A 16,997-nucleotide genomic window follows, 5' to 3' on the forward strand; every position below is an offset into this window, starting at 1 on the left:
TACATAGATGTGGATGTAAGATCCTGAAAGGTAACTGTAATCGCCATCATCATTCCCTGGTCAGTAGATCGCTGAACTCAGTCAACGATTTGTAGATCATTGCCACCATCGTCAAAGTCGGGTTCGCCGCTGGCAAGGATGGCAACACGCTATTGCCCAAGACATAAACATTGTCTGTGCCGTGGACTTTTAGATCCTTGTCGACAACACCTTGGGTTGGATCGGTTGCCATGCGGGTCGTACAGGCGGCATGATCGCCGCGCTGTGGGTAAGAGCCGCTGTCGATCGAAGTGCATTTCATATGCTGAAGCAGCTGGGTGCAGATCCCAACGTAGTTTTCCATCGCAGTCGAACTATACATCGCCGAAGGTGTCGCAATCAGGGTTTTCGGCAATCCATAGCGGGTAACCCCGGTTTCGTTCGATATTCTGTTCGCAGCCAGCGATATGCCTGACAGGTTTCCAAACAGTTCCCACTTGGTGGCCCCCGTTGTCGCAGCTTGAATCTCGGCTGTAGTTTTGCCCTGATACATCAGCGAAGCCACATCAATCGTTGGCTCAGAAAAGTCCATCGTCAGGAAAAACTTACCTGTTTTCTGAGTGGCCGGTGAATCATAGTATCGCGAACAAAGGTTTGGAAACCCAAGTTCTTGTTCGTATTGTTCTGGGTTCGTCGGCGAAACTCCGTTTACAAAGAAGAATTTGTTGGCGACCAAATAGCGCCCCACCAAATCATAGTCATTGCCCAGTCCTTGCGACCAAAAGCTGGAAACCGAGCGCTGCAGAAGTTTTGGGTTTTCAAACGCGCCCGCAGCCACGATGACAACCTGTGCATCCACGACCACGGTTTGGCCGGTGCTTGTATCCAAGTATGACACGCCGGTCGCGGTGGTCTTACTGGACATGCGGATTTCCTGCGTGGCAGCCCCGAGCCGAAGTTCAAATTGGCTATTGCTGATCACATCAAGCGGTTGGTTACCGGTAAAACGACCACCGATCGGGCAATAATCACAGGTTCCTGTTGTGCGGCACGGTGTGCCGAAACCAGACCCCGATTTGCCATACCGCGACATCGGAACGTGTCGGTAGGTCATGTTTTGTGCCTTAAAGGCATCGATATATGGATCAGCAGTAATAGGGAAAGGCGCAGCGTCAAAAGGGAACGGCGTTGAACGCGGCGGGCGTATTTCGGATGAGTCCCCTTCGGTTCCGAAATACTGTTCTGCCTGTTGGTAATAAGGCTCCAGGTCGCTGTAGTCGTACGGCCAGTCTAATCCAACGCCGGTATTTGTGTTCTGTTTGAAATCTTCTTCCATATAGCGTGGAAGCCAACCGCCCCAATGGTTCGTTGTGCCACCGCGCCCCTGCACCCGTCCACCGGTGATATTCCAGGGCTCAATGCCGGTGGCGGTGAAATCGCTGGCCTCGTCATAGGTTGCTGTATAGGGCGCGTCTCCGGTTGCGACGTACTTAAACCAGCGCCCCGGATCACCCATCTTGATATCTGGACCAGCCTCTAACATCAGTATCGGGCCTTTGCCTGCGGCAAGCATTGATTGCGCAACTAAACTGCCCGCAACACCGGATCCGACAATGACAGCGTATACAGACTCACCCATTTTTTGCTGTCCTGTATGGTGTGGGGATGTCGTTGAAATTGCCGCCACCCATCCAGCCCGTGTAATTCTGATACGGGGGGCCGAAGGCGCGAAACCCGCCGAACGCCACTTGCCAGATCATGAACTCCTTCAACACGAAGTTCGCAACGTTGGGGAGTTTGGGCGCATCTTTCTGATTTTCAGCGAACAGAATTTTTAGCGCTGCGTCAGAACTGCCGGTCTGTTGTAACAGCTTGGTATATTCAGAAATCGTCTCCGCATAATAAAGCGCATAGTTGGGATCAAGCTCAACCTGCCAGTCGATCACTTGATTAAACTGCACTTCAGGCATGTCCGCCTCTGCGGCATTGCCCCATTGTTGTCCGATGTGCTGAAAGACCAGCCACAAAATTGTTTTGAAATCATTCTGAGACCCAAACACAAGTGTCACCGTACTCGTATCATCAACCTCTGCCTGGCTTTGCAACTGAGGGACTTGAGCTGAGACGAAATAACTTGGGAAGCCGGAAACCGGTACCTGTACTGTTCCAGAGGTAAAACCAGACGCAATTGGAAATTGGCCGCCGCTGGGATTGACTCCCCACACGGTATAGTTGATCGTTTCAGTTGTGTTTGGTTGAAAAGTGACGGTGATGTCATTCATCAGTACACTCTGCCTCACTAACCTAATGGGGAACCGTATGGGAACTATTCAACTTAATGATGTAGGCTGAACCGAATTAGCTTTGAAAGCAACAAATTTCTATTGGAACCATCGTGTGGGCTTCCAGCTTTCTTGACCTTGCAGTGCGACATGCGCGATCGGTTTTTGGCTTACCCCATCATGCGGCTGCAACTCTTAGGCGAAGAAGCGCAATTAATAGGGGGAAATTTTATGTGGGCAATAAATAGCGTTACGAATAATTCGGTGCCGTTGCAGGCCGTCGCCTTTTCAGACGGCGATGCAATTGGCGCTGTACGTGGCCCAGAGGGAGCGTCGTTTCGATTATTCGTCGACAGTCTCGGCTTTCTGGATTTTACGGACATGGGCCATCAGCCCGGTGGCCCACATTACTGGCAAATATTGATTGGGACCGCGATCTATTGGTATGACGGGCAAGGCGCCGTTGACCTGACGATTAATAACGACGGCACCTATCTCATCACCGGCGATGGTAATGACCAGGGTGGCCAACTTACATTACCACCCGTTGTCTCTGCCCAGGACATGGGCACGTTCAAGCAGATGATGGTGGACAAATACATCCCCTATCAGGACATCCCTGACGAACCCGGTAAAACAACGGCACAGCTGAAAGCCCTTGGTCTTCAATATTTTCCATATTCTTCCGACAGTTTTGAATTGGCAATGTCGGTTTATGACTGGACGACGGCGGATTTTACCCGCATCGATTTTATGCGCCTTTTTGCCTATACCGGCGTTACCAACGCGCCCTTGGACATGAACAGTATCGCCAACTCGATTTGGTCTGCAGATTGGCCACCCTATACGCCGCAGAACAAGGATTACATGAACTCCTTTATGATGGTGCCTGCAGACACGTTGGCGAACGTCAAGGCACAGCTTGAAGTGAAGGCGCCAGCGCTTAGCAGTGGTGTGGCATCGGAAAGCAACGTGGTGTCCGCAGCCATGCAATCCATGCCACGCACGACAACCCATGCAAAACCCAAACTCTACAGCGGGCAGGTTGCCATCGCCAATCTTGGGTCAGTCCATTTTGCGGCCTATTTTCTGGAACTGCCTGCGAACAACAATGCTGCTTTGCCGCCGCTTGAAATGCCGTTGGTCGATGCCGTAAATGGCTTTCTGGCGGTTGGGAATACGGTGACGTTGAAAACGTTTATGTCTTTCACGGATTCCCAACAGGACGCGATGCATTATTCCAACGGCATCGTGCTGATTGTGTCGCCCCCTGATGGCGCCACGATTTGGCATAACGCGACCTACATTACACCGCTGTCGGATGGGCCGGAAAAGGTTGAATACCTGTTCGAGCCAAACACCAAGTTCAAGGTGCAGAAAACCGATAAAATCGTGCAAGACGGAAAACCACTGACCGAGCTTTATTTACAAGTGGTAGAGTGATCTGCAGAAACCAGTTTTGAGCGCTACGATCGGTGGGCTCAAAATGCGGCACGAGTTGATCATTTTGACAAGTCATCCAAGCGGGAACGCCTGCCCTTCGCGGATGAGTTCCAGATGGCTTTTGCTGACAGGCGCATCTCTATCCAACTCGCTGAGATTAATCGGAGCAGTACCACGGCCCCCTGCCCCGGCCTTCGGTATCTCCAGTTTCATTTTGCGGGAGGGTCTATTTCGTTGTGTTGATCGTGTGGCTTTGAATTCAGTTTTTTCACTTTCATCACCATCAGCCCCTGGCTTGTTGACCTCAGCTTTCTGGTCCTGCCGAGCGGTAGTCTCCTGCCGTTGCTGCGGCGGATACGGCAACACCCTCCCCTCCTGCACATCCATCATCTCCATGAACTTCGGATCCTCATAATACTTAATCCGCGTTGCTTTGATGGGATGCTGGGGAGACGCCAGAATTATTACATCATCCGGATCCATGAACCGAGCCTCGGTCTCAGATAGCAAAGGCCGCTCCTCCAAGCGACTGGTTGAAGATTGCTCCCCCAGAATGCCCTTGTTGCGGCCATAGGACAGGGTAACCGCTTCGCAGGTGGTCTTGCCAACAGATGCCGAGACCTCTTTCACCGTTTGCTCGTCGCGCGGGGTGATATAGAGCTTTAACCCTGCGCCATTTTCTAAGCTGCCACGCCCGTCGGGGCCGTAAATCTTGTCCAGCGCCGCCAGAGACTGCGCAATCATGGCAATACGGCCACCATAACTCGCCAGGGTGTGGATCGCGCGCTCCAGATAGGGCATGGCGTCCATCTGCTGGAATTCATCAATCATGATCATCACTGGCCATTTTTCGTCTGGCCCAGGTTCATTTGCTCGCAAGCTGGCAATCATATCAGCGAACATCAACCGCAGGAGCGGGGCCAGCGTAGGAATGTGGTCCTCGGACACGGCAATGTAGAGCGACTGCGGCTTTTTCCGGAAGGTGGAAAAGTCAAAATCGTTCTCATTGGTAGCTGCGACAACAGCAGGGTTGTCCCATTGTTTGAGACCTGCGGTTTTCAACGCCTGAATATTGCTGGTCAGGAGTCGATCAGAGGCGCTGGCCGCATTCCTCCAAAGGGTTTGCAGCGTCGGCTCGACGGCTTCCTCAGCGTAGGTCTGGTACTGCGCGTTCTTGTCGACCCCATCAGACACGATCTTACAGACCTCGCCGAGGGTGGCTTTATTACGTTGTAGCGCTAACAGACAAGCCGCGACAAAAATGGTCTTACCCGCCTCGGAAAATGTATCTGACTGCCTGTTGTCCTTGTCCAGAAACAGATCCGCTAAAATACTGACCTCGGTAAACTGCTCCGCAAAAGACCTGGCTTTAGCTATGCGAGCAAGCGGGTTGTAACGATGGGTCCCATTGGCCCAGTCAAACGGTGAGAACCGATAGACCTCATCGCCATTGCCCATGCGGTAGCGGGCGGTTTTCTCAAAGTTCTCGCCCTTCACGTCCAAAACCACGGCGGAGCCGTTGAAGGCGAGAATATTGGGAATGACAAAGCCGACACCTTTACCAGCACGCGTCGGTGCCACCATCATCACATGTGGGATCTCTTTGGAGGATACATAACTGGCGCTCGATTTAGGCACCCCTAGTTTGCCACAGACAAAGCCATTTCCCACCGGATGCAGCATATCGTTTTTTCTCAGCTCGGGCTTGGTCTGCCAATACGCCGAGCCATAGTCGTCCCGCTGTTTCCGCCAGCTCCAGACAAAGGCCAGGAGACCCAAGCCCGAAGCAAAGAGAGCAACAGCACCGAAAGCGACCTTGAAGGCCTCAGGGTGCGCCGCTCGCACGGCCTCAGACGCCGCCCAAACGCTGAACATATCAAAACCGGCAACGCCGCGCCGAAGCGCTAGGCTCAGATAAGCGCTACCGATAATGGTGCCGATCATTGCACCACAGAGGAGGCCAAACAAAACGCCGGCACTCAGTTTTACAGGATTGTTCATTTGTAGCCTGCCCTACAGGCCCATATCATCATCAAGAACCCGGTCGCGGGCCCTCTCGGATGATTTCTCAGCCGCCTTCTCAACCGAGATTTCCTTGGCGCGTTCATTGGCACGGGCCTGGGCTAGATCAGAGGCCATCTCCGCAAACTCCGGCTCTCCACGATCCTCTGCGGCAATCTCTAGATATTGTTTGGTGACGCTGATCTGATCAACTTTATTGGGCAGCACCACCTCCAACACCTGCCAATGGCCGCGATCCAGCTCGGCCATGCCCTCATCACCAAGTTCTTTGTGTAGCTCGGCCACCAAAGTACGCTGCTTAACCTCCTGTTGTTCGTCAGACAGATCACCGTCCTGCAACTCCTGCGCCAGCTGACGAATATAATCGTTCGCCGGTTCTTCAGTATCGGTTACGTCAATGCCCGTTGCGTAGGCTGTGTCCCCTAATTCGGCTGCGCCCCTGGCACCGGCCAACTGAAGACCCTGTTCTCGTGCAGTCTCGCCCTGCAAGGTGTGGCGAGCGCCCTCCTCCTGTACTTGCTCCAAATTGTCATCCAGCTCTTCAAGCTCCAAATCTGCAAAGGCACTTTGCATCTCAACACCAAGCGCACTGGCAAGGCGCATCTGGAACGCATCCAACGTCTCAACGCCATCATCCATCTGCTCAACTGACGCATCGCTAATCTCAATGCCATTCTTGGCCAGGATTGCCGTCAGATCCCGCTCAACCCACTCCTGAGCCAGCCCATGGTTCTTGGTGCCACCCGCTTCCATGCGGGCCAGGAGTTCATCCGTATCCAGACCCAGCTCCTGACCCTCGTGCAAGAACCCAGCAAGCGCGCCGCTTTCTTGTGCATCGGCAAGTATCCCTCCCAGACCTTCCAAGTCTGATCCCGGCGGATAGGGCTCCGCTAGCTCTTGATTATAGGCTGTACGCAATTCCGGATCAGGTACCAACTGAGACAGGCTCGCGATCACGGGTGCTGCCCGCAGCTCAAAACTGGTGCGCTCGGGTTGTTCCAAGGTCTCCGCATGATCTCGTATTTCTTCAATGCGGGTCTCGGCATAGTCAATGGCCTCCCCAACAGTCCTAATCTCAGCCAAATCAAAATCTCCTTGTTCAATAGTCCACGCGCTACCCGCTGCAAGGGAGCCCGCCATAAGGCGCACAGCTGCAGCCAAATGAGACGCATCAGCCCGATCCAATACGTCGGCAACGTCCATATATTCTTTTGCAAAGGCGATCACGGCCGCCTCTGCCATCGAGGCTTCTTCTTCACTCAACGCGATTTCACGTGCGGACCGACCTTCAGCTTTGGCGGCGTAGATCTCTTCCAGGCCCGCAGGCTTGGAAAATACTCCCCGCTCCAACCGCGTGGTCGCATCAAGTGCAACGCCGTAATTCTCTGCAATTTCGGCCTGCTTCTCCCGCATGAGCTGGGGTGACATTACGCCCTCTGCCCAGCATGAGAACCACACCCCTTGATCCTTGCCTCTATTGTTCAACAAAATATGCGCATGCGGGTGATCCCGATCGGTGTGAACCGCAACGACATAATCCCACTCATCACCGTAGTGACCGCTCTCAAAAAAATGCTCACACCAATCCAAGGTGATGTCGTGCACCTGATCTGCAGAGACATCCGTGGGAAAGCTGAGTAGCATATGACTGGTAAACCCAAGCTTTGAGCTGCCCCGCCAAGTCCCCGTCCACTGATCTAAGATCTTGGTCTTTTGGTCCTCTGACAGAGTGGCACCGCCATCCAGAGAATTGGCCTGGCCTGAGAAGGTGAACACTGCCTTGTCATTCACATAGTCCAACTGATTGCCAAGCGAGCGGCGCGTCTTGCAGCCCCCTGCCCTAATGCGCTTGAACACCGCCGCACGTGATCCCTGAGAGGCCTTGGCGATGTTGCGCACAGATGGGCGCCCTGACGCTTTATAGCTACGCGCCTGACGCTCTTTAGCACCATCACGCATCACTCCCGCCCTTCGGTGCTCTTCCTCCCACAGATCCCCCATAACTGCGTGGTAGAGACTTAAAGGGTCCTGCCTACCCATCCCCCTGCCCTTTTGCTCTGGACAGCTGTGACAGCGCATAGCCGCGCCGCGTCTTGGCCTCATCAAGGATGTCCCGCAGCTCATCATAAAGCCGTTTGTTCACGTCGATACATTTGGACAGCAAAATCCGGTCCTCATCTGTGAGCCGCAGCTTGCCTTTGTGAACTGATTTGGCGAGTTGATTGAGCAACTGTCCCTCTTTGCCAATCAGCCAAACGGAGCGATTGAAGTCTTCCAATTGGTTCGGAAACAACTCAAACAGTCCCAGAGCCATCCGCACCAGTGCCCGAAACGCTTGGCTGGATCCAGTAATGCCAACGCCGCGCGCACTGGCAAGAAACGCGTCTATTTCCCCAGTCGGCGCCCGGAACGACACAGACTTCGACACCCGGGCCCTGCCCCGTGTGTCGCCCTTTTCATCCGCCAGCACCCGATAGACCTGGCGAATAGTCACTTGATAAGCCTTGGACAGAGTATTCACGTCCTCGCCCACGGCGTGGCGCCGAGCCAACTCCTGGCGTTGCTCAACTGTCAGCCTTGATCTCTTCATGCGCCGCAGGACCCCACTGACATAATGTGCATACATTAGGCATATCCTGCCAACGTCACTCTTCTCTCTCCTCCTTCGCTAGCCTCTCAAACGGCTTCGCACAACCGCAATAATCGATATTGCGCATTTTTCCGTTTTGACATGTATTGAAAATTACCTACCGTAAAAACACGCTGACAAAGCGCACAGAAACAGTGAGACAGATCGCACGATGACACAGGAACAGAATAACATCTCCCTGCATGTAAACCTGACAAAGAGACAGCCTTACACCCGCCGTACTAACGGGATGACAGAATGACAGGCCGACAGTCGCTCAAACGACAAATCGTCTGCGTGCGGTTTAACAGGCTGCCACTCTGACAGTTCAACAGACTGCCCGGTCAACAAAACGACATGCTGCCAAAACCACAGACGGTCGGACAATAGAAGCCAATCGGCCATTCGGTTACACGCCAATACGACGATTGGCGATGTGCCAGTCACCACAAGTACAGGATACCAAAGTGCAAACCATCACGCTGATGAACCAAAAAGGCGGCGCCGGAAAATCCACCGCTGCACGAGTACTCTTGAGCGCCGCGGATACCAAAGGACTGCGCTGCGCCTTCATTGACGCGGATCAGACTGGCAATCTCGCCAACTGGGCCATACGGGCTGCTGCAGCTGGCCTCTGGTCCTCCGGCATCGATGCCTATCAAACAATTGATGCAGGTGAGGTTGCAGAGATCGTCGAGGAAATTGAGGACGAAGGTGACGTTGACCTTCTGGTGATCGATACCGCCGGGGATGCCAGCCGGGATCACGATACCTTTGCCATTCTGGCTGATCTGATCTTATGCCCCATCTTGCTGTCGCAGTCGGATCTAGAGACCGCAGTTGGAACTGCAAATTACCTGTTCCGCATGCGGGATCGCGCAAGCAACCCTGCCCTCTTGCCAGCGTTCAGTGTAGCGCTCAACAGATTGTCCTCAACGGCTTCAAAAGGAGACGCTGAACTCATTCGCACAATCCATTCCAACCCACTTGTTGGCATCGACGTAGATCATCCAGAAGAGGTCCTGCAGATCCTTCCTGCTGTGCTGCAAGAACGAGAAGCTTACAAGACAATGGATCGACAAGGTCTGTTGGGCCGTGTTTTGGCCCGACAGAATGAAACATCTCCAGCCTTTGCCAAGAACCCCAAACACATGATGAAGGCCCTCAATGAAGCAGACGCGTTTCTGACAGCATGTATGGACATTGCACTGAGGACAAAAGAATGAAGCGGGATAAACATCGCCTGATCCTGACGGGTGTTGATGATGCCTATGCGAAACGGGACGCCGCTGACGATGGCAAACCCGCGAGCAATGGTGTAGTGGCAGCAGCGGTACCCAACATTACGGCGGTTGAACCCCACGGTCAGTTTACCGACAAACATGACCCGTCTCAGAAGAAGCCGACAGTTTACCAGTCGGCTTCCAAGCCGCGGGGTCTCCAGTCCACTAGGCCAATTCAGATCAACTATCGCTTGAACCTGGGCAATGTGCTGTCAGAGCGAATTCAGCGTTTGGCTGATGCACATGACCAGCCGGTGGAGCTGCTGCTAAAGGGACTTCGTAATAAGGCAGCAGTACGGTTCAAATCCTTGGCCTGCGGAAGCACAAAGCCTGTAGTTCCGGATCCAGCTCCGGGTGGGCTGTCTATTAGATATGCGGCGGTATTTACCGGAGATATGGCACGGAACCTAAATCATTGGTTCGACCCGTTTGATCTTGGGGTTGCCAGAGAAGCGTGCAAACCGATTTTGGTAGGGCTGTTTCAGGAGGAGGGCAGGGCGCTTTGTGATGCAATGCAAGCGGCAACCAGGGATGATCTGTGAAGCTCATTGGGTCGCTCCAGTTTACTGCGCCTTCGCTTTCCCAAGTGATCGAGCCATATTGATTGATGCGAAAGGTTATACCCGCCACGGGAACGGAGACTGAATGCTCAGACACAAGAATGCCGTTCTAAGCATCTGGATAATCGCCACGTAGAACAACCTTGTCGGGCCGTAGTTTGATTCGCAAGTCTTGAGCTGGTTCCCCTTGCGCACTTTTAACCACAACAAAGGTTTCTTGCTCATGTGGGTCATTGTGAATAATCGCATTGGCGTTCTTCGGTGGCCAGACTTTAGGAGCGTTCCGTCGCTCGCCTTTCTGGTCTCGGTGAAAGCAGATGTAGAGTTGAGCGGATCGCCAAGTTTGGTGCAGGGTGTTTATTGTCTTTGGCATAGAGGGGAATGTTCCTTATTTTTTGGCACCGATTTGTTACTCAGCTAAGATGCATCCGGCTAACCACATTTTGCCTGAACGTCTGTCAACGTCTCGACATAGACGCTGACAACCAGTGTATTGGACTGTCGTCACATCAGAGCCCTACATCTGTGCCAATTGTTGTTGTCGATTTTTTAAAAAACTTGCGCCTCTTTGTGATGCATGCTCCCCTAACAAAGGGATCCATGGAGTTGACAGCTGTCAACATTGGTCAAGCCTGCCTAATTGGGGACAAGAGGGCCATAATCATCGGGCCTGGTGAAAATCCTCCGGCAGCTGACTTTTGGGTCAAAAATCGTAGGTAACCTCCGGGAGACCGAATGTCGTCGATGCGCTGTAAAATTGCCGCGACAGTGATTGCTGCAGCTTCAGCGCCCATAACACGCTTGGCATCGTCCCAGGCATCCTGTGTGATGCCCATAAAGCCGCGGACCGTTGTCATTAATCCGATTAGTTGATGCCAATGTCTTATCTGCTCTGTCGCATAGGGGATCAGGGCAGGGCAGGCTTTGAGCACTAAGCCCAAGGGAAGGCTGGTATGGGTTGTTTCTTGGGCTTCCAAAGGGTTCTGTTTTTGGGACAGGGTAGGGGTGTTGGACAGCTCATTAGCAGATGCGGTTGTTTCTATGACTGGTTCAGATTCTTTAGAGTCTTTATTTGAACTCTGATAGTGCCGCCCATTTTCGATGTCACTGCCGCTCATATTTTCTGTCATCGATAGATATTTCCGGATGCGATACAGGAGTGCCCGCAACTTATCCCCAAGCTGATCAAGGGCATAAATGTCGAGTTTGCGGCGCTTGAACTTGGTAATGACAGACAGCTCTTGTTGCACAGCGTCCCAGGGGGCTTGAACGCCGACCTCGACCCCATATTCAGCTAGTTTGCTGGCATCGCGTTTCATTAAAGACAGATTCTCGCGCAGTTGCTTCAGCTCCGCTGCTTCGGCCTGGACTACGGCTGCTGCCTCGGTGATCTGGCGGGCCTGGCGCAGCAGCGGATGTAGATCAAGGCCAAAGGCACGGGTAATCTGGCCGTCGCGGTTGCGAGAGGCATAGCGTTTGCCGTTGGGGCTGTCGTGGCGGCTAATCACTCCGGCGTGCACCAAAGCCGCCAGATGACGGCGAAGGGTGCTCTCGGCCATGCCATGGGCGCGCTCGGACAGGGCGTTGTTGGAGGGGAAAACCACCAGATTGGTATTGCCGCTGAGATTGGCGCCTTTGTGAAAGCTGAGCAATGCGTTTAGCACCGTCAGATCACGGTCACTGAGGCCATAATGCAGGCGTGCGGTGCACAGGGCCCGAAACAGTTGCCATTTATCACAATGTGGGATGTCTGCGGAGTGTAGGGCATCAGTAGCTTGCTTGATTAGGCCAATCGTCATTGGCCGCTGCCCAAAGGGCGTCGTTGTTAATTGCTCCATATTCGATCACATGACAAAACTTTCTTGCCCGCCAAACTCGGCGCCTGTTGACAGCTGTCAACTCGATCCTCTATGTTCGGAAGTGCAAAAACACGAACTAAAGGCCTCTCGGAATCCATTTCGGGGGGCTTTTTATTGGCTCTGTCTGAGGTGTCCTCCTGTTGTTGTTTTTGTTAAGAATTTAGTTGTCACGGCCATCGAGCCAGTTACGATGCAGTTGGTTGAGGTTTTCAACCAGCCAATCATCAAAGCCCGGCGCGGCCTTGCTGTGTAGGGTTAGAACGGTCTTGCCGCCCTTGCGTGCGGATTTGGCTAATTCGGTCCCGCTATCCAGGGTATGGCTCCGTGCCGGTGGGGCAGTGTGCCGCGGTGTGACCAGTGCTGCCATCGCGGCATCAAACCGGGCCTCAGAGCTTGCGCCCTGTGCGGCGGCGAGAAGATCGCGACCGTTGATTTTATCTGCCAGCTTTAGCCAGCGGTCCCGCCCAACAGTGGGGGCGGCTCCGATTGCCTCGATTAAATCCACTGGAATGCGATCTGTTACCGAAAGCATGCGCGATATCAAAGTCTTATCCATGTGTAGCGCGTCACAAATGACCTTGCGGTCATAGCCGCCATCGCGCATCTGGCGGGCAAAGTTGGCTTTTTCAATAAAGCTGAGATCTTTGCGGGCCGCGTTTTCCTGACCCTGGGCAATCACCAGTGCCCGATCATCCAGAACCCGAACCAACGCCTTGACCGGCAATCCCAGGGTCCTGAGCGCGGCGACACGGCGGCGGCCATAGACCACCTGATAGCGTTCTGGGTCATTGGGATTGGGGCGCAGCAATACCGGCACCTGTTGGCCGTAATCCCGGATTGACTGGGTCAGCATATGCAGATCATCATCCGCCGTATCCAGACGGTCTTGCATTCCGGCAGTGTCGATCATTCGCGCGTCAATATCTGCAACCGAACGGCTTTTCAGTGCGGCAATCGATTGATTGACCGCGCCAATTGCCCCGGTGGTATAGCGTGGCTTGGCACTGTCCACACGCTGCCTTTGTTCGCCGACAGGCGGGGCGGCTTCGGTGGTTCCTTCGATCAGGCCCTTGAGCAAGTTTTTACGCGCCATTGTTACGTCCCCATGCTGATTGAACCAGGGCCTCGATCTCGCCGTTGACGGCGTTCAGACTTTCCATTGCGCGCTCATAAGTTGAGCGGGTGAACTGGTTCTTTTCCACTTCATAAAGTGTCTGTTTGGTCAGACCGGCATCCGAAATGGCGGTGGATTTTAGCACCGGGTGATTAAGCACATGATCACCGAACATCGAACGCATGAAACTGACCATCTGATTCTGCGGCCCGTCGCCAGGCTCGTACCGTGTGACAACATAGCGGAGCCAATCATAAGACATGTCGCCGCCGGCTTCGGACACCACGCCGAGCAAATTCGACACCATCAGCAGAAACTGACACATTGACATCACGTCCAGCATTTGAGGATGCACTGTGACCAAAACCGCCGTTGCTGCTGACAGCGCTGACATGGTCAAAAAGCCAAGCTGAGGCGGACAATCTATCACCACCACATCATAATCGTGTTCAACCGAAGCCAGCGCTTCGCCTATTCTGGTGAAAAACAAACTACCATCTGGTTGCATGAGCGCGCGGGGGGTATCGTGTTCAAACTCCATCAGGTCCAGATTGCCCGGAATCAGGTCCAGATTGGTGAAATAGGTGTTTTGTATCACCTGCGATAAGGGCACCGGATTATCGTAGCGAATGGCATCGTACAGTGTGCCGCCGTCGAGCAGGTCGAATTCAGGCTGAAAGCCGTGCAGAGCGGACAGGCTAGCCTGTGGATCCAAATCGACTGCCAGAACCCGATAACCATCCAAGGCCATTTTTTGCGCCAGATGGGCGGCGGTTGTTGTCTTACCAGATCCACCTTTGAAATTGATCACAGTGATCACTTGCAGATGGTCGCCTTCACTTCGTCCTGGCAGGTAGGTGCCGGGTGTTTTGGCACCCGCTTCCAGCAATTCACGCAGGGCCTGAACTTCGGCCGGCGAATAGAAACGGCGTCCGTTGCTGCGAATCTCGGGCGAGGGTCCTTTGCCATCGAGATGCAGTTTTCGCAGGTATGCATCCTTAACACCAAGTAACTCTGCAGCCTCTCCAGAGGTAAAACGACGCAACTCCTTGCGGGCATCTGGCGGAAACAGTTCTGCTCTATGTGCCTGTAAACGCTCAGATAACTTCATAGCGTGTTGCCCGACGAGCTGGTCGATACGGGAGATCTGTTGGGTCATGCTCTGGCCTTTGGTCGGAACCGTTTGTTACGGTTTCCATCGTGTTATTCCACATATTCCGTATATTAATGGAAGAATAACGCGATTCCCGCAAGCAATTTCAGCATATTGTGGGAAAACAATCGGAAGACACTAACCAAGGGTCTATCATCAACAGAGCCGGGGCGTTTGCAAAATCATGCGCCACTCGGGGTTCTGTCGCATAGTTTTGGCTGTTGGGGTGGACGGCGGAATTATGTTAGCCGAAGGTCTCGAAATTTGAAGGCGAGCAACCACCGTGACGATTGATTTCAAAGGAATCCATTACCCAAAGTCGGTGATCCTGTACGCCGTGTTCTTCTACGTCCGATATGCAGTTTCTTACCGAGATTTGGAGGAAATCATGACCGAACGCGGGGTGGAAGTCGACCACGCTACGTTAAACCGCTGGGTGGTAAAGTTCTCGCCAACGATTGCGGCAAACGCCCAAGCCAGAAAAAAGCCGACCGCTATCTCCTGGCGGATGGACGAGACGTATATCAAGGTTCGAGGGAAATGGACGTATCTGTACCGCGCAGTTGATCGTGACGGGCAAACCCTTGATTTCATGTTGTCAGAGCGGCGCGACACCGCCGCCGCACGAAGGTTCTTCAAACGAGCAGTTGGCTCAAACGGTATCCCGGACCGTATTGCCATCGACAAAAGCGGGGCCAATTTAGCTGGTCTTCAAAAGCTGAACGTCATTCTCAAATTTACGGGAACTGGCCGTATCATCAACATCGTTCAATCCAAATACCTCAACAATATCGTCGAGCAGGACCATCGTTTCATCAAGCGGATCACCCGGCCAATACTTGGCTTCAGCGGATTGAAAACTTTGCGACAGAGCCTCAAAAAACACTTCACAATCTTAGACTGGTTAATGCAACAGTCCCTTAGGTAATGGAAAATCCACCAACCTCAGCAAGTTGAGCGATAATATCCGGGACCCCTTGGTTGTGTTTAAGGCTGGCTAAGAAGAACGGCCCGTCGCCACGCATTCGCTTTGCATCCCGGTCCATCACCTCGAGCGAGGCCCCGACATAGGGGGCCAGATCGGTTTTGTTGATGACCAGCAGGTCAGAACGGGTGATTGCCGGGCCTCCCTTGCGGGGGATTTCCTCACCTGCGGCTACGTCGATGACATAGATGGTCACATCGGCTAGTTCGGGGCTGAAGGTGGCTGACAGGTTGTCACCACCGCTTTCGATCAGGACAATTTCAAGGTCGGAATGTCTGGTTTGCATTTCAGCAATTGCGGCGAGGTTGATCGAGGCATCTTCGCGAATGGCAGTATGTGGACAGCCCCCTGTTTCGACACCGATGACGCGATCCCGCGGCAACACCTGCATCCGCATCAGCGCTTCGGCGTCTTCCTGTGTATAGATGTCATTGGTGATGACTCCAATGGAGTGGGTTCTGGACAAACTGCGCGCAAGGGCGGCGGTCAGGGTGGTTTTGCCAGCGCCGACGGGGCCGCCGATACCTATCCGCAAGGGGCCATTAAAAGTGCTCATGAGCGAAACATCCTTGAGTATTGAGTTTCGTGTTGCATTGATGCGACGTCGGCCAGGAAGCAGGAGCCGCTGAGGTGGGTGAGATCTGATGTCAGTGCGTCTTGTGCCACTTGGGCAATCAATGGTGCCAGTTCTGTCAGAATGCGTTGCCCTTCGACTTGCCCAACTGGCATCAACCGCTGCGCGGCTGCGACAAGGTTGGAGACAAAGGCATGCAGGTACATATGCATGGTCACATCCAGCGGTAGATCATGTAGCTGCACTGCATAGCCAAGGCCAACCGGATAAGTCAGATCTGGGATGTCATGGCCTGAAATCGCCGAGGTGGTCTGGCAAAAGGCAGCACCTTGCAGAGCTGTCTCGGCCAGACGCTCTTTGGAGGGGGCAAAGGCCCGCGCCTGTTGGTCGATGTCCTGCAAAACTTTGGCGTCTTCACTGCGATAGGCGGCGACCAGTAGGATTGGATCACTGTAACCGGCACCATTTGTTAGCAGGTCAATCAACCACATCCGTAGGTCAGCACTGCTGATGATTGCACCAGTCTCGATTGCGGTCTCAAGGCCGTGCGAATAGGCGAAGGCCCCGATCGGGTAGGACGGAGACAGCCATTGCTGAAGCCGGGTCAGGTCGGGATCAGTGAGCATGGGAATGAGTGCGCCCGTGACCATAGGCGCCTCCAACCGGGGTAAAGGTCTCGGTCACGTCGCAAAGCTCGGCGCCCAATAGTTTCAACATGTCGCGGATCACATGATCATTCTGGATTAGTAGGCGGGTGGGTTCGATCTGGCAGGGGGTGTGGCGGTTGCCAATGTGCCAGGCCAACTGGGTCATGTCATCGCCGGTGATCTGCAACAGCTTTTCCGATGCGGCGACCACTTCGATCTCGCCACCGCTGTCCAACAGCAGCACGCCCTTGTGGTCCAGTGATGTGGTTTGGGGCAGATCGACCAGCAGTTTTTGACCAGCCTCGGTGGTTAGTACCTTACGGCGCATAAATCGGGCATCGTAATCAAGCACCACCCGATCAACCGGGGCTGTGTCATGGGCATGGCTGTGATAGGCGCGGCAGGTCATCGACGGAGCGCTCATGGCAGCGCCCTATGGGAAGGGCAGATATCGTAATGAGTTCTTT

At 53.7% G+C, this 16,997-nt stretch carries 14 protein-coding genes and 1 pseudogene; 4 read left to right on the forward strand and 11 right to left on the reverse strand.

Annotated elements, in window-relative coordinates:
- Positions 1-49: 49 nt before the first annotated feature.
- Both FEE96_RS22510 and FEE96_RS22515 read right to left on the reverse strand, forming a co-directional pair.
- Complete coding sequence (locus FEE96_RS22510) at positions 50-1,618, reverse strand: GMC oxidoreductase (RefSeq protein WP_138165381.1); 1,569 nt, start codon at positions 1,616-1,618, stop codon at positions 50-52.
- Entirely contained in the window at positions 1,611-2,261 is a 651-nt protein-coding gene (locus tag FEE96_RS22515; RefSeq protein ID WP_138165382.1) for a hypothetical protein, read from the reverse strand. The genes FEE96_RS22510 and FEE96_RS22515 overlap by 8 nt, the downstream gene beginning before the upstream one ends.
- A gap of 231 nt (positions 2,262-2,492) precedes the next feature.
- On the opposite strand from FEE96_RS22515, the gene FEE96_RS22520 reads away from it, so the two are divergent.
- Positions 2,493-3,704 (forward strand): hypothetical protein, encoded by a 1,212-nt coding sequence (locus FEE96_RS22520; RefSeq protein ID WP_138165383.1) that lies wholly within the window; start codon positions 2,493-2,495, stop codon positions 3,702-3,704.
- A 72-nt stretch (positions 3,705-3,776) separates the two neighbouring features.
- On the opposite strand, the gene FEE96_RS22525 is transcribed toward FEE96_RS22520, so the two are convergent.
- From FEE96_RS22525 to FEE96_RS22535, 3 genes are all read right to left on the reverse strand, one after another.
- Positions 3,777-5,705 carry a type IV secretory system conjugative DNA transfer family protein gene (locus FEE96_RS22525; RefSeq protein ID WP_138165384.1) on the reverse strand — a complete coding sequence of 643 codons (1,929 nt, stop codon included), beginning with the start codon at positions 5,703-5,705 and terminating at the stop codon, positions 3,777-3,779.
- A gap of 12 nt (positions 5,706-5,717) precedes the next feature.
- Positions 5,718-7,685, reverse strand: coding sequence for a relaxase/mobilization nuclease domain-containing protein (locus FEE96_RS22530; protein WP_246079571.1), 1,968 nt, complete (start codon positions 7,683-7,685; stop codon positions 5,718-5,720).
- Positions 7,686-7,758: 73 nt separating this feature from the next.
- Positions 7,759-8,352, reverse strand: a complete 594-nt coding sequence (locus tag FEE96_RS22535) for a hypothetical protein (protein WP_138165386.1) — start codon at positions 8,350-8,352, stop codon at positions 7,759-7,761.
- A gap of 470 nt (positions 8,353-8,822) precedes the next feature.
- Between FEE96_RS22535 and FEE96_RS22540 the strand changes: the two genes are divergently transcribed.
- Both FEE96_RS22540 and FEE96_RS22545 read left to right on the forward strand, forming a co-directional pair.
- Positions 8,823-9,581, forward strand: a complete 759-nt coding sequence (locus tag FEE96_RS22540; RefSeq protein ID WP_171021794.1) for a ParA family protein — start codon at positions 8,823-8,825, stop codon at positions 9,579-9,581.
- On the forward strand, positions 9,578-10,180 hold the full coding sequence (locus tag FEE96_RS22545; protein ID WP_138165388.1) for a hypothetical protein: 603 nt from the start codon (positions 9,578-9,580) through the stop codon (positions 10,178-10,180). The genes FEE96_RS22540 and FEE96_RS22545 overlap by 4 nt, the downstream gene beginning before the upstream one ends.
- A gap of 644 nt (positions 10,181-10,824) precedes the next feature.
- Here FEE96_RS22545 and repC read toward each other — a convergent pair.
- From repC to repA, 3 genes are all read right to left on the reverse strand, one after another.
- Entirely contained in the window at positions 10,825-12,036 is a 1,212-nt protein-coding gene (gene repC / locus FEE96_RS22550) for a plasmid replication protein RepC (protein WP_138165389.1), read from the reverse strand.
- A gap of 181 nt (positions 12,037-12,217) precedes the next feature.
- On the reverse strand, positions 12,218-13,150 hold the full coding sequence (gene repB, locus FEE96_RS22555; protein ID WP_138165390.1) for a plasmid partitioning protein RepB: 933 nt from the start codon (positions 13,148-13,150) through the stop codon (positions 12,218-12,220).
- Positions 13,140-14,330: a plasmid partitioning protein RepA gene (gene repA, locus FEE96_RS22560; RefSeq protein WP_138165391.1), complete on the reverse strand. Its 1,191-nt coding sequence runs from the start codon at positions 14,328-14,330 to the stop codon at positions 13,140-13,142. Before repA ends, repB begins: the two co-directional genes overlap by 11 nt.
- A gap of 277 nt (positions 14,331-14,607) precedes the next feature.
- Between repA and FEE96_RS22565 the strand changes: the two are divergent.
- Positions 14,608-15,204, forward strand: a pseudogene (locus FEE96_RS22565) (IS6 family transposase); the annotation flags it as partial.
- Between the two features lie 40 nt (positions 15,205-15,244).
- Here FEE96_RS22565 and ureG read toward each other — a convergent pair.
- The 3 genes from ureG to FEE96_RS22580 are packed head-to-tail and all read right to left on the reverse strand — an operon-like array spanning position 15,245 to position 16,954.
- A complete protein-coding gene (gene ureG, locus FEE96_RS22570; RefSeq protein WP_138165392.1) occupies positions 15,245-15,865 on the reverse strand; it encodes an urease accessory protein UreG in 621 nt (206 codons plus the stop codon).
- Complete coding sequence (locus FEE96_RS22575; RefSeq protein ID WP_138165393.1) at positions 15,862-16,509, reverse strand: urease accessory protein UreF; 648 nt, start codon at positions 16,507-16,509, stop codon at positions 15,862-15,864. Before FEE96_RS22575 ends, ureG begins: the two co-directional genes overlap by 4 nt.
- Positions 16,499-16,954 (reverse strand): urease accessory protein UreE, encoded by a 456-nt coding sequence (locus FEE96_RS22580; protein ID WP_138165394.1) that lies wholly within the window; start codon positions 16,952-16,954, stop codon positions 16,499-16,501. The genes FEE96_RS22575 and FEE96_RS22580 overlap by 11 nt, the downstream gene beginning before the upstream one ends.
- Between the last annotated feature and the right edge of the window lie 43 nt (positions 16,955-16,997).

The sequence above is a fragment of the Parasedimentitalea maritima genome (genome assembly GCF_005771405.1).
In the GTDB taxonomy this organism is placed as follows: domain Bacteria; phylum Pseudomonadota; class Alphaproteobacteria; order Rhodobacterales; family Rhodobacteraceae; genus Parasedimentitalea; species Parasedimentitalea maritima.